Source organism: Cupriavidus sp. SK-3 (assembly GCF_000611145.1).
In the GTDB taxonomy this organism is placed as follows: Bacteria; Pseudomonadota; Gammaproteobacteria; order Burkholderiales; family Burkholderiaceae; genus Cupriavidus.
On the sequence record NZ_JFJV02000088.1, the window covers coordinates 192 to 12856 of the forward strand.

The window sequence follows — 12665 nt, forward strand, 5'->3', positions numbered from 1 at the left end:
CGATTGCAAGGGCCAGGCCAGTGGTGTCTCTGCCTATGTCGATGCGCTGGAAGAAGACAGGCTGCGGGGCGTGGCCGGCCCTGGCCTGGGAGAGTATGCGTGGCGCGAGGATCGTCCCGGGAGTACAAGGGCCGGGTCGAAGTCGGTTGCGAGTATCCCAATCCGCGCCTGGGCGTGCAAAAGCGTGCCGCCGCGCGCTGAGGCATGACAAGGGCTGCGCCCTTGCTTTAGCGCCGCCTCACTTCAATCCGCACTGCCGGCCTTCACCGGATACTTCAGCGCATTCATCTCCATCTTGGCTTTCACCGCCGCATCCAGATCCACATTGAGCGCGTTCAGCAACTGCGCCAGATAGATGGTGATGTCCGCCAGCTCCTGCTCCACATGCGCGCGCTCATCGGTGGACATGATCTCCCGCGCTTCGCCTTCGGTCTTCCACTGGAAGATCTCGACCAGTTCGGCCACTTCCACGCTGAGCGCCATGGCGAGGTTCTTGGGACTGTGGTACTTGCCCCAGCCGCGCGCTTCGCCGAACGCGGCCGCGGCTTGCTGGAGGTTCTTGATGTCGATCAGGGTCATGATGGTTCACTGCGCGGGAAATAGGTACTGCGTGTATTGAACCACGAATGCGCAGCGATGCGTGACCGGCAACGGCATGGTGATGCGGCGCTGGCGCCCTACCATGCCATCTGCGCATTCCATGCGTGAATCCGCTACGATACTGCTCCCAATCGCACGACAAAAAAATAAAAATGGTCACCTCGGTTAAATGGCCTCGCCTGGAAAGCGACATCCTCTCCTGCATGCCCCCGGCGGCGGAAGAATGCATCGCATCCGGGGAGATAATCGCCAGGATCAAGCGGCTCCACCCTAACGACCCGCCGGAACGCGACACGATCAACCGGGCGCTGGAGCGCCTGGAGAGCGACGGGCTGGTCGGGAAGACCGGAAATTCGCGCGCGCGGGTATGGTGGCGCACCGGCAGGAAGGCGATCTCGGATATGGCCCGCCGCCCGCCGCTGGAACTCGCCATTGCGCTCCTGACGCTGCAAAAGCACGCGCCCAACCATCTCCCGAGTCATGTGATCAGTGACCTGGAGGATTATTTCACCGGCGCGGACCGGGTCCTGCGCGAAAGCCCCGTGGACCCGACCCTGATGGATGCCCGTGCCTGGGCAACCAAGACCGTGCGAATCGATGCCGGCTATCCACTGATGTCGCCGCCGATCGGCGACGAGATCCTCAACGCCGTGAGGCGCGCGCTCTACGCCAACAGGGTCCTGTCCGTCTGCTATCAGAACTCAAGGCTGGACAGCGACGAGCCCGCCACGTTCCTGGTGGTGCCACTTGCACTGGTCGAGCGCGGCCCGGTACTGTATCTCGTCGCTAGCAGGGAGCGCAGCGACCGCACCTTCAGGCGCTATCAGCTTCGCCTGGATCGCTTTGTCTCCGCGGCTTGTACCGACGAGGCGGGCAGGCCAGACCCGGACTTCAATCTGAACGCCTACGTCCTGGACAACCAGTACTTCTCCTTCTTTCCCGAAGCGCCGATCCGCCTCGAACTCAGGATCCGGGAAGATGGAGAAATCAGGAACCTGTTCCGCGAACAATGGCTTGCCGACGACCAGGAGATCATCGAGGAAGAGGGCGGCTTCCGGCTGAGCGCCACCGTCATCCCTTCGATCGAACTGCGGAACCTGCTGATGGAGCGGTCACCAACGGTGGAAGTCCTGTCGCCCCCCGGGCTGCGCAAAGAGATCGGAGAGAAGCTCAGGCAGGCTTGCGCCGCCTACTCGCAGGAGCCCGGCGCCGACTAAGCGCCGCCGGGCCACCGCCAGGGCCCGGACTCATAGCGCCGGCCCTGCGCTCACAGGCCAGGGATAGGCGATCGTGATATCGGCCGTCAGGTCCACCGGGCCCGAATTGCGCCGATACGCGCGAATGCGCTGCAGCAGATGCGGATTGAAGGAATCCACATGGTCCATGACATGCGTTTGCGCGGCGACCATGAGGCGGGCGGGCACGGCATACGAGCGGTTGACGGCTGTCCACAGCACCGAGACGAGGCGCTTGGACAGCGCCTCGCTGGTCTGCTCCTGCTCCGTTGCCAGAATGCACAACGCATTCATCGCAGCCAGTTCGTGGAACCCGGAGCGGCGTCCCGCACCCGCCGCGAACAGCGGCTCGATCGCGGTTCGCGCAACGATGGTGAGGGCCGCGGCCAGGCTGCGCTCCCCCGCCAGAATCCAGCAGCCGGTGCGTTCGGCCGGCAGGTGCTGCACCGACCCCAGCACGATGGCAATCTCGCTGGTTCCGCGCCGGCGCGCTTTGCGCATGGCTTCCACCGGACCCATGGCGTTCCAGCGCGCGCCTGCGCAGACCCCGCTCAGCCGCGTCGCGTCGACCAGGTGCACCACCAGGTCGGGCCGGGGCTTTTCCCTGTCGTCCAGCGTCCATTCCAGCCTGCCCTCCAGTGAGGGCAGGTCCGGCAACAGGCCGGCAGCCTCGTCCACGGAGAAGCCCCAGCGGCGCAGCAGCACGCGGCGGGGGTAGTGCTTCAGGTTGGCGATTTGCGTCCGCTCGCTGGACGCGGCATTGGTAGTGACTTGCATGACTTGCCCTCCGATCTGAGGAGTGCAGTTTCAGCCCGCATCTGCGCATCCGATGCGCGGATACGCAACCAACATGATGCCTGTTCCCACCCACCGGTATGAAGGAGAGCAGCATGCGCCAGGACACGCTGAAGGACGCGAATTTCCGTGCCGCGGAAAGCGTCACGTACCTCGTCATGTACCGCTGAGGATTGCGCGATGTGGATACCGTCTCGCGCGGGGTTCGCCCGCGCGTTCGCGATGGCGCCGCCCCGTGGCTACTACTTCAGCCAGAAGATGCACCCGAACCCCGCGTTCTACAAGTACACGTGGCAGATATGGACGCCAGACACCGAACTGGAAGGAAAGGCGTTCCTTGCGCATGCGCCGAAGCTCGGCACCGCGCAGCACATGCGGCTGCGTGCGGAGCTGATCGCCGCGGGACGCCATTTCTTCGTCTATAACGCGGCGCAACCGCGGCTCGGCGCTGCGCCGTTTGATCGCTCCCACCCGAGGTGGGCCGGGGTGCAGTTCGCGCCGGCGCTTGACAACGATATGGATCCCGCATGGAACGGCCACAGATGACGGTGCGTCCGCCCTGCGCGAGCCAATGACGCGCGGGCCGCGAGGACAACGGCGGCGGCGTTGGCTAGATCTTTTCCAGCAACGCCCCCGCGGCACGCTCCGACAGCACCAGGATGAGCTTCATCGTGGCGCGTGTGGCGCCGACAAACAGCCGCCGGATCTCCTTCTCCCCCATCGCCTCGAAGTCGATCTCGGCGAACACGATCGCGGGCGCGGACTGGCCCTTGAAGCGAAACACGGATTCGGCGAGCACATCGCCCTGCGAATAGACGGGTTGCCCGCAAGCATCGTAGTTGCCGGTAAACGAGCGCAGGGTGTGGGGACCAAGCTGGTCATAGCCGAGCAGGCGGGAATTCTCCCGGCCGCGATAGCTGAGCAGCGCGACGTCGTTCTTGCGAAAGCCCGCCGAATAACACATGCGAATGCCGTCCTTGACCGCCTGCAAGAGCCCGGCGTGGTCCCGATAGACCAGGAACTCCACTTCCGCCGTGGAGATCGGCGCGGTCGCCTCAATCTCCACGCCCGGCGGCAGCAGCGGCTGGAGCAGCTTCACAACCGGGCGCGGGCTGCGGAAGTTGCTCCTTGCGCGAAGCCGGACCCAACCCGGCAGCTCCGCGGGCGGATGGCCGTAGAGGTTCTGCATGGGATCTTCCAGCCAGAGCACGCGCGCATCCGGGCTGGCGTGCCGTAGGACAAGGTCGCGCCACTCGGGCGCAAAATCCTGTCCTTCGTCCACGATCACCGTGTCAAAGAGGAATGCCGGCGTAACGGGCAGATGCGCCACGTCCGCGACCAGTTTCGAGAACGCCTCGGATGCGCTGAAATCGGGCGTGCCGCCGCTATGCCTGAGCAACTGGTCGCACAGCATATGAAACGTGCAGACCAGCCCGCCGGCTGGCGCAATGCGCGCGAAATGATCGGCCAGGGGGCGGTTGAAGCAAACATAGAGCGGGCGCCGTCCACGCGCGATGGCGTCCCGATACTCGGCAAGCGCCAGCTGCGTCTTGCCCGAGCCAGCCGTTCCTGTCACGCGCAGGCGGAAGGGCTCGATATCGAGCTGGCGCGCCCAGTGGGACAGCCCGCCGGAAACCCGCGTGACCAGCGTACGCGCCTGGCCGATGAGCGCGCTGACGTCAGTCTCCAGCTGGATGGTGTCGCACAGGAAGCCATGGATCCGCCCGGCCAGGGGACCGTCTTCGCCCGCCGGCAGGATTGCCTGGATCAGCCCGCACAGCTCCCCGCGCCGCCGCGCGTCCACGATGCGCTCCGGCGACAGGCCGGCGGTCAGCGGATTCCGCACGGTATAGTCCGGACAGTAAAGCAGGTGCTCGATGAACACACCCTGGCCATTCAGGCTGCGCATCAGCTTGCCGCGCAGGCCGTCCGCGGTGCGGCCCATCTGGACCGATACCACCTTGATCTTCCCCGCGTAGTTCTTGGCCAGGCCCTCGGCGGTCTCTTCGAGATAGCCGCTCTTCTGCTCGATGATCAACAGTTGCCCGGCACGGTTCACGACGACAAAGTCGATCTCCCCGTAGATCGCGTGCGTGCGTTCCACGTTGGTCCAGTGCACGGCATGGTAGACCGTATAGTCGTCAGGCAGGCCGGCGCTCAGGGTTGCGAGCGTTTCCAGTTCACGCTGGACCGGACCACTTGCCTGCATCGTTTCCCAGCCGTCAGGAATCACGCGCGCCACCAGACTTCTCCTCGCATTGAAATCACGCGAGGATACCTGAATGCGTGCTACCGGAATACCGGCGAGGCAGGGGGCGGTAAGGCCGGGGCCTCCCTGCCTGGCGCTGCGCCCGAGCGTCAGGCCGGCCCCCAGGCGGCCTCATAAAGCGCGGGCATGAGCAGCCCCGCCGGCCCCGTCAGGTCGTAGTCCGCTACCGCGCTGAGCGCCGTGCGCTCCGGGTTGACCTGCACCACCGGCCGGCGCCGCTCCGCCACCCTGAGGGGCAGGCTGGCAGCCGGATGGACCAGCGCGGACGTACCCACGCTGATCAGCATGTCGCACTCGTCGCTGGCGGCCGCCGCCGCCGCCCAGACGTCCTTTGGCAGGCTTTCCCCGAACCAGACCACGCCGGGCCGGATACGCGCGCCGCAATGGCCGCACAGGGGCGGTGCCAGCCGCCGGCCATCGTCCGGCTCCTCGGGGATGCCGGGCGGGAGCGCGTGCGGCCGCCGGCAGGCAAAGCAGATGGGATGATGCAGGCTGCCATGGAGATGCAGCAGGTTATCGCTGCCCGCTCGCTCGTGCAAGTTATCGACATTCTGCGTAACCAGGGTAAGGCGCGGCACCTTCGCGGCCATCCTGGCGATCGCCAGGTGCGCCGGATTGGGCTGCGCCTTCGACACCAGCATCCGCCTCCACTCGTACCAGCCCCACACCAGCTCGGGGTCGCGGCGGAACGCATCGGCATTGGCAAGCTGCGCCGGCTCGAAGCGCTCCCAAAGTCCGCCCATCGGACCGCGAAATGTCGGAACGCCGCTCTCCGCGGAAACGCCTGCCCCGGTCAGGATGACGAGATGCCTGGCGCCGCGCAGGGCGGCCACCAGCTCCGGTGAAATCGTTTGCTCCATGTTCTGTTCCCGAGAATTGCGGCGGGCTGTCTTGCGCAGTGGCGGAACGGACAGCCCTGTTGAATGGCATTTTGAACGGAAACCAGGATAACCGGCTGGTGCGACAAATCGTGTCGCATTGACGCCGGCTCGCGCATGCGACACATGTTGACGCAGGTGTGCCGAGAATGACCTCGTTCCAGACAGGAGATCACCGTGATTCCGCGCCGCCGCCCAACCCGTTACTCCCGCATTCCGCACGATCTCTCGCCGGCCATCCGGCTCTGGCTGCTGCGCCTGCTCGTTCCCCTGGGCGGCCACCAGGACTTTATCCAGTCCGGCGGCTTCAGCAACGACAGGCTGGCGGAAATGCTGGGGCTGGGGGAATGGATCGATCCGGAGGCCGGGGATTTCGATGCGAAGAAAGTCCGGACCCAATTGCGCAAAGTGCATCAGGACGCGGAGGATGCGTGCCGGGAGACGCCCGCCTCGGCTTACCTCAACACCAATATCGCGCGCCTGGCCGAGCTCGTCGGCCTCTCCGGGACGGATTGCCGGATCCTCGAATTTGTCGTGATGCTCAAGAATGAACGCCTGCTCGACGACACCGCGGACTGCCTCGGCCAGCTCTCGTCGGGCAAGGTGTTCCATGTGGTGGCGGTGCTGCTCGACCTGCCCGAAGCGGCCGTGCGCGAAGCGCTGGCCACGCAGGGCGTGCTCGCTCAGTCCGGCCTGGTTTCGGTCGACCGGAGCTGCCGGTCCACGCTGAACGGCAAGCTGGAGCTGCTATCCGACAGCTTCGCCGACCATATCGTCTCGTCCGATGCCGATCCAGTCGGCCTGCTGCGCGATACCGTGGCGCTGGCCTCGCCCGCGCAACTGGCGCTGGCGGACTACGAGCACGTCAACGCCTCGTTGGCCGTGCTCAGGCCCTACCTGCGGCATGCCTTGTCGTCCGGGCGCAAGGGCGTGAACATCTTCCTGCATGGCGCGCCCGGCACCGGCAAGAGCCAGCTCGCCAAGGTGCTGGCCAGGGACCTGGGCAGCGAACTCTTCGAAGTCGCCAGCGAGGACGACGACGGCGACCCGATCGATGGCGAGCGCAGGCTGCGTGCCTTCCGGGCGGCGCAGAGCTTCTTCGGGCAGCGCCAGGCGCTGATCCTTTTCGACGAAGTGGAAGACGTCTTCAACGACGGCGACAGCTTCTTCGGACGCAAGAGCACGGCACAGGCCCGCAAGGCATGGATCAACCGGATGCTGGAGGCGAACCCGGTGCCCACCCTGTGGCTGTCCAACTCCGCCAGCCTCGATGCGGCCTTCCTGCGGCGTTTCGACATGGTCATCGAGTTGCCGGTGCCGGGCAGAAAACAGCGCGCCAGGATTATCGAGAGCGCCTGCCTGGGCCTGCTGGACGCCCGCGCCGTGGAGCGGATGGCCGAGTCCGAGGTCCTGGCGCCCGCCATCGTGACCCGCGCCGCCTCGGTCGTGCAGGCGATCCGCGAAGAGCTGGGCGCGCCCGGCGCGGCGTCCGCGATGGCGCTGCTGATCGACAACACCCTGCAAGCACAGGGGCACGAGCCACTCGGCAAGGCAAACCCCGGCCGGCTGCCCGAGACCTACGATCCCGCGTGCCTCCAAGCGGACGCCGACCTGGGCGAACTCGCAGCGGGAGTGGTCCGGAGCGGAACGGCGCGGCTCTGCCTCTATGGGCCGCCGGGCACCGGCAAGACCGCCTATGGCCGCTGGCTGGCGGAACAGATGGGCGTGCCCCTGCATGTGAAGCGCGCCTCGGACCTGATGTCCAAATGGGTGGGCGACAACGAAAGGAATATCGCCCACGCCTTCCGGCAGGCCGGGCAGGACGGCGCGGTACTCCTGATCGACGAGGTGGACAGCTTCCTGCAAGACCGCCGCGGCGCGCAGCGCGGCTGGGAGGTGAGCCTCGTCAACGAAATGCTGACCCAGATGGAATCCTTCGACGGCGTCTTCATCGCCTCGACCAACCTGGTCGAAGGGCTGGACCAGGCCGCGCTGCGCCGCTTCGACCTGAAAGTGCGGTTTGACTACCTGCAGCCCGCCCAGGCATCGGCGCTGCTCTTCCGTCACTGCCAGGCGCTTGCGCTTGCGGCGCCTTCCGTGGCGCTGCAAGCGCGGCTCGGCCGGCTGCGCGAGCTCACGCCCGGAGACTTTGCGGCAGTCTCGCGGCAGCACCGCTTCCGGCCCATTGGCTCGCCCGCGGATTTCGTCGCCGCGCTCGAGGCGGAGTGCGCGATGAAGGAAGGCGCAAAGGGCACGTTCGGCTTCCTTTGAAGACAATCCGCGTGAAATAATCCCGTGGCCTCGCATACGAAAACCACGAAAACAACGAAACAATCGAACAAGAACGGCAACGAGAACGAGAACGAGAAGAAAAATGCGCTCACTGTCCAAGTCCAAGCTGATGGCTTTCCGGCAATGTCCCAAACGGCTCTGGCTGGAGATTCACCGCCCGGAACGCCGCGAGGATTCGTCCGCCACCGAGGCCAGCTTCGCGATCGGCCACCAGGTAGGAGACATTGCCCGCCGCCTCTATGACCCGGACGGCCAGGGCGTGCTGATCGACGCGCAGAGCGAAGGCTTCGCCGCCGCCTTTGCCCGCAGCCAGGCCGCGCTGGACGCCGCGCAACCGATCTTCGAAGCCGGCTTCTCCGCGGCCGGCGCACTGGCGTTTGCCGATGTGATGCTGCCCGGCGCGACGGCAAGAAAGCGGACCTGGCGGATGATCGAAGTCAAATCATCAACCAGCGTGAAGGACTACCACCAGGACGACACCGCCGTGCAGGCCTTTGTCGCCACGAGCGCCGGCGTGGCGCTAAGCGCCATCGCGCTGGCGCATATCGACAGCCAGTGGGTCTATCCGGGTGCAGGCGACTACCAGGGGCTGCTCACGGAAGTCGACCTGACGGAACAAGCCTTCGGGCGCGCCGAAGAGGTCAAGGGCTGGATTGCCGAAGCGCAGCGCATCGCCGGCCAGCCGGGCGAGCCCGCGATGAAGAGCGGCCGGCACTGCAACCAGCCTTACGAGTGCGGCTTCCTGGGTTACTGCGAGAGCCAGGAGCCCTCGGCGGAATTCCCGGTGCACTGGCTGCCCCGCATCCAGGCCAAGGCGCTCAAGGCGCTGATCGAGCAAGACGGCGTGACCGACCTGCGTGACGTACCGGACCGCCTCCTGAACGAGCGGCAGCGCCTCGTCAAGACCCATACGCTGTCCGGACAGGCATTCTTCGACGCCGCGGGCGCCGCGGCCGACCTGGCGCCCCACAAGCTGCCCGCCTACTTCCTCGACTTCGAGACGATCCAGTTCGCCGTACCGATCTGGAAAGGGACGCGCCCCTACCAGCAACTGCCGTTCCAGTTCAGCGTGCACCGCCTGTCGCGCACGGGCAAGCTGGAGCATCGGTCCTTCCTGGACCTCTCTGGCAACGACCCCTCCCTCGCGTTCGCGCAGGCGCTGGTTGCGGGTTGCGGGGAGAGCGGGCCGGTATTCGTCTATAACGCCGCCTTTGAAACCACGCGCATCCGCGAACTGGCCGAGCGCTTTCCCCGCCTGGCGGCACCGCTGCAGGCCATCAGCGCGCGCGTGGTCGACCTGTTGCCCATTGCCCAGCAACGCTACTACCACCCGAGCCAGCAAGGCAGCTGGAGCATCAAGAAAGTGCTGCCCGCCGTTGCCCCCGACCTGCGATACGACGCACTGGACGGTGTCCAGGACGGCGGCATGGCCATGAGCGCCTACCAGGAAGCCATCCATCCGGGCACGACCCGCGCCCGCAAGGAGCAGATCGAACGGCAACTGTTGGACTACTGCGGGCTGGACACCTTCGCCATGGTACGGCTCTGGCAGTTCTTTGCCGGCCGCGGCGACCTGAAGCTGTAACGCCAATGCCCAAGCGACCCGACACATTGGAAACGGTGCAGCTGGCGCTGGAACTGCTGCGCCGCATTCCACGCAACCGCAAGGTTTCCGCCGCCGACCTGCACGTCCAGCTGACCAACGCCGGACTCTCCCGGGACCTGCGGACCATCCAGCGCCAGCTCGAGATGCTCAGCGAGCACTTCGGCATCGAGCGCGACGACAGCAGCAAGCCCTATGGCTACCGCTGGAAAGAGCAGGCCAGCGGCCTGTCGCTGCCGGTGCTCAACGAGCAGGAGTCGCTCATGCTCGCGCTGGCCGAGCAGCACCTGCGCAATCTGCTTCCCGCCAGCCTCATGAAATCGATGGAAGCCTTCTTCCAGCAGGCGCGCACCAATCTCGGACCGCACGCCAACGGCAAGCGCGGGCGCGAGTGGCTGTCCAAGGTGAGAGTGGTCAGCACCACCCAGCCGCTGCTGCCGCCCAAGATCAAGCCCGGCGTATTCGAGGCAGTCAGCAACGCGCTCTACGCGAACTGCTGGCTGGACGTGGACTACAAGAATGCGGCCGGCAAGCGCAAGGACGCCAGGGTGATGCCGTTGGGGCTCGCCCAGCAAGGCGCGCGCTTGTACCTGGTCTGCCGCTATGAAGGCTATGCCAACGAGCGGAGTCTGGCGTTGCACCGCATCGTGGCCGCGCAGGCATCGACACTGACGTTCGAGCGGCCGGCGGCGTTCGATCTGCAGAAATTCGACGCGGACGGACGCTTCGGCTTCGGCGATGGCAAACTGATCCGCCTCACCTTCCGCATCGACAAGGAGGCCGGGCTGCACCTGCTGGAATCGCGCTTGTCGCTGGACCAGGAAGTCAAAGACGCTGGAGACCTGTTCGAGATCAGTGCGACTGTCGTCGAGACCGCGCAACTGGAATGGTGGTTGCGGGGCTTTGGCGACCAGGTGAGCGATGTAAGGCGCGCGCCGGTTGCGAGCGAATAAGTGGGTTGCGGCGGGTCGGGCGCTGTCACGGATGCAGCGCCCGATATGCGGAAAACCAGCGCCGCCCGGCGCCTAATGCGCGAACACGCGCACGATCTCACCCAGGTGCGACACCAGATAGAGCCCGCATCCGATCAGCCCGCCCACGATCGTTCCGTTGATCCGGATCAGCTGCAGGTCCTTGCCGATATTCAGTTCGATGACATGCGCCATCTCGCGCGCGTCCCAGTTCCTGACGGTATCGCTGATATGCCGGGTTAGGAACTGGGCGAAGTCGGGCGCCATATTCCGCGCCGCCTCCTGCATATGCCCGTTCAACGACCCGCGCAACGCAGGGTCCTGCGCCAGCGTTTTTCCCATCCACTGGCCGGAAGCGGCCACCTTGCCGCGCAGCAGGGAATCGCTGCTGTCCAGGTCTCGCCTGAGCCAGTTGCGCAACTCGCCCCACAGCTCACTGGTGTAAGCATTGAGCATTTCATCGTTCTTCACGAACTGCTTGATCTCCTCGCCCTTTTGCAGGAAGGCCGGGTCGCTCTTCAGACGTCCGATCAGGTTCGCCACGGCTTCATCGAAATTCCGCCTGAGTGCGTGGCCGGGATCCTTCCCGATCTGGTCGAGCAGACTCCGGATCGCGTTGGAGATCATTTCCGAGCCGTTGTTTCCAATCCACTCCGAAGGCAGCACCTTCTCCTTCACCGGATGCTCGCTCTTGAGCCATTCGATGATCCTGGTAGAGATGAAGCTGTGCGTCCCGGGCTCCTGCAGCAGCTTGAGCAACTGGAGGATGCCTTCGTCGAGCAGTTCCTGGTGCCTGCCGTTCCTGGTCAGGCTATCCAGGATCGCGCCCGAGGATTTCGACAGGTCCACCTTGTCGATGGCGGCGTGGATCGCACCCCTGATGAACCCCTGGATGCGCGCATCCTCCATCACCTCCAGGATGCCGCTCAGCATCTTGACGGCATAGGCGCCAAGCCGGTCCGTATTGGCGGGGCTGGTCAGCCATTCCGCCACCTGCTGCGCCGGATCGTGCTTGCGGATCAGCGCCACGATCGAGTCGGGGTCCAGGAACTTCTCCCTGACAAACACCGCCAGGTTGTCCGCGATCTCGTCCTTGTGGCTCGGGATGATGGCGGTATGCCGCGACACAAAGGGAATCGGAACCTTCCTGAAGAGCGCCACCACGGCAAACCAGTCGGCCAGCGCCCCCACCATCGCCGCCTCGGCGATGGCCTTGATCCAGTTCACTCCGAGGCCTGACGGCAGGAACGCCGTCACCCCGAACACCGCCGTCGCAACCAGCAGCAATGCGAGAGCCCGGCCCTTGTTCCGCTTCAGTTCCTTTTCTTTATGTTTATCCATGTGTGCGTTACCAATTCATATTGGGTTGCAGCGGCCGGCGCCCGGTTGCTGCGCAGTCACCCCTGAATGCGGACTTTCAAGCGTTCAGGAACATGATCAGTTCCAGCGCACGCATGCCGGTGACGTCATATCCAACCTTCCGATTGACCGAGGCGTGGAATGCCGGAAACCTTGCATCGCGTTGCAACGCAGTCAGGCCATCCAGGTAACGCTCATAGCGGTCCACCCGGTTCACCTGCGCCGCATAGCACGGGCCGGTTTTCGAGAATGCGCACACCTTCGAGTCCCAGATCGCATAGCGGTCCGGCGCCACAAAGTGAAGCAGTTTCGAGGCCCCAACGATGGAATTATTGACCACGCGCTTCAACGCCGACAGGTCGCGATGCGTCAGTCTTCCCGCGCGTGCCGCCATCAGCAGGCCTGCGGCGGCGTGCAAGTCGACAGGCGGCGACAGGCCTGGGTTGATATCAAGGACCGTCGGCATCCACCCGTAAACCATGTGCGCGCCGCGCACGACATCCGCGGCGCTCAACACATCCCGCTCCGAGAAGTACGAAACCAGGTCGCGATATGACGCAATGTACGAGCCAGTCCACGGCACCTGTGTGTCCGCCTCAAGTTCAAATACGTGTTCCATGATGCCTTTGTGATGTGCCGGGCCAGGCTGGACCGCTTAACGCC

12 protein-coding genes are annotated in these 12665 nt (G+C 65.2%); 6 read left to right on the forward strand and 6 right to left on the reverse strand.

The features are described 5' to 3' along the window. Positions 1 to 208, forward strand: a 208-nt coding sequence (locus CF70_RS37575) for a hypothetical protein (RefSeq protein WP_235184966.1), incomplete at its 5' end; no start/stop codon positions are given. Between the two features lie 35 nt (positions 209 to 243). On the opposite strand, the gene CF70_RS09135 is transcribed toward CF70_RS37575, so the two are convergent. Further along, positions 244 to 579, reverse strand: coding sequence for a nucleotide pyrophosphohydrolase (locus CF70_RS09135; protein ID WP_035863306.1), 336 nt, complete (start codon positions 577 to 579; stop codon positions 244 to 246). Between the two features lie 173 nt (positions 580 to 752). Here CF70_RS09135 and CF70_RS09140 point away from each other — a divergent pair, with 173 nt between their 5' ends. After that, entirely contained in the window at positions 753 to 1817 is a 1065-nt protein-coding gene (locus CF70_RS09140; RefSeq protein WP_081862091.1) for a helix-turn-helix transcriptional regulator, read from the forward strand. A 30-nt stretch (positions 1818 to 1847) separates the two neighbouring features. Here CF70_RS09140 and CF70_RS09145 read toward each other — a convergent pair whose 3' ends face one another. Beyond that, the gene (locus CF70_RS09145; protein WP_035863311.1) at positions 1848 to 2612 is read right to left on the reverse strand and encodes a hypothetical protein; all 765 of its coding nucleotides are present in this window, start codon (positions 2610 to 2612) and stop codon (positions 1848 to 1850) included. Positions 2613 to 2810: 198 nt separating this feature from the next. On the opposite strand from CF70_RS09145, the gene CF70_RS09150 reads away from it, so the two are divergent. Then, the gene (locus tag CF70_RS09150; protein WP_035863313.1) at positions 2811 to 3176 is read left to right on the forward strand and encodes a hypothetical protein; all 366 of its coding nucleotides are present in this window, start codon (positions 2811 to 2813) and stop codon (positions 3174 to 3176) included. 64 nt (positions 3177 to 3240) lie between these two features. On the opposite strand, the gene CF70_RS09155 is transcribed toward CF70_RS09150, so the two are convergent. Together CF70_RS09155 and CF70_RS09160 are read right to left on the reverse strand one after the other, a co-directional pair. Continuing rightward, the gene (locus tag CF70_RS09155; protein ID WP_035863316.1) at positions 3241 to 4872 is read right to left on the reverse strand and encodes a nuclease-related domain-containing protein; all 1632 of its coding nucleotides are present in this window, start codon (positions 4870 to 4872) and stop codon (positions 3241 to 3243) included. A gap of 116 nt (positions 4873 to 4988) precedes the next feature. Beyond that, positions 4989 to 5759 (reverse strand): SIR2 family NAD-dependent protein deacylase, encoded by a 771-nt coding sequence (locus CF70_RS09160; protein ID WP_035863318.1) that lies wholly within the window; start codon positions 5757 to 5759, stop codon positions 4989 to 4991. A 195-nt stretch (positions 5760 to 5954) separates the two neighbouring features. Here CF70_RS09160 and CF70_RS09165 point away from each other — a divergent pair, with 195 nt between their 5' ends. The 3 genes from CF70_RS09165 (at position 5955) to CF70_RS09175 (ending at position 10625) form a co-directional block, all read left to right on the forward strand. Then, positions 5955 to 8048, forward strand: coding sequence for an AAA family ATPase (locus CF70_RS09165; RefSeq protein ID WP_035863319.1), 2094 nt, complete (start codon positions 5955 to 5957; stop codon positions 8046 to 8048). Between the two features lie 103 nt (positions 8049 to 8151). Next, complete coding sequence (locus CF70_RS09170) at positions 8152 to 9654, forward strand: DUF2779 domain-containing protein (RefSeq protein ID WP_035863321.1); 1503 nt, start codon at positions 8152 to 8154, stop codon at positions 9652 to 9654. Between the two features lie 5 nt (positions 9655 to 9659). After that, entirely contained in the window at positions 9660 to 10625 is a 966-nt protein-coding gene (locus tag CF70_RS09175; RefSeq protein WP_035863322.1) for a helix-turn-helix transcriptional regulator, read from the forward strand. Positions 10626 to 10697: 72 nt separating this feature from the next. On the opposite strand, the gene CF70_RS09180 is transcribed toward CF70_RS09175, so the two are convergent. Further along, positions 10698 to 11984 carry a DUF445 domain-containing protein gene (locus CF70_RS09180; RefSeq protein WP_035863324.1) on the reverse strand — a complete coding sequence of 429 codons (1287 nt, stop codon included), beginning with the start codon at positions 11982 to 11984 and terminating at the stop codon, positions 10698 to 10700. A gap of 76 nt (positions 11985 to 12060) precedes the next feature. Then, positions 12061 to 12621: a hypothetical protein gene (locus CF70_RS09185; protein ID WP_035863325.1), complete on the reverse strand. Its 561-nt coding sequence runs from the start codon at positions 12619 to 12621 to the stop codon at positions 12061 to 12063. Positions 12622 to 12665 lie beyond the last annotated feature (44 nt).

What these genes read in the sequence shown, in the direction of transcription:
- CF70_RS09175 (WP_035863322.1), top strand. Translation starts at nt 9,660, where the DNA reads ATGCCCAAGCGACCCGACACATTGGAAACGGTGCAGCTGGCGCTGGAA.
- CF70_RS09185 (WP_035863325.1), bottom strand. Translation starts at nt 12,621, where the DNA reads ATGGAACACGTATTTGAACTTGAGGCGGACACACAGGTGCCGTGGACT.
- CF70_RS09150 (WP_035863313.1), top strand. Translation starts at nt 2,811, where the DNA reads ATGTGGATACCGTCTCGCGCGGGGTTCGCCCGCGCGTTCGCGATGGCG.
- CF70_RS09160 (WP_035863318.1), bottom strand. Translation starts at nt 5,759, where the DNA reads ATGGAGCAAACGATTTCACCGGAGCTGGTGGCCGCCCTGCGCGGCGCC.
- CF70_RS09170 (WP_035863321.1), top strand. Translation starts at nt 8,152, where the DNA reads ATGCGCTCACTGTCCAAGTCCAAGCTGATGGCTTTCCGGCAATGTCCC.
- CF70_RS09180 (WP_035863324.1), bottom strand. Translation starts at nt 11,984, where the DNA reads ATGGATAAACATAAAGAAAAGGAACTGAAGCGGAACAAGGGCCGGGCT.
- CF70_RS09145 (WP_035863311.1), bottom strand. Translation starts at nt 2,612, where the DNA reads ATGCAAGTCACTACCAATGCCGCGTCCAGCGAGCGGACGCAAATCGCC.
- CF70_RS09140 (WP_081862091.1), top strand. Translation starts at nt 753, where the DNA reads ATGGTCACCTCGGTTAAATGGCCTCGCCTGGAAAGCGACATCCTCTCC.
- CF70_RS09135 (WP_035863306.1), bottom strand. Translation starts at nt 579, where the DNA reads ATGACCCTGATCGACATCAAGAACCTCCAGCAAGCCGCGGCCGCGTTC.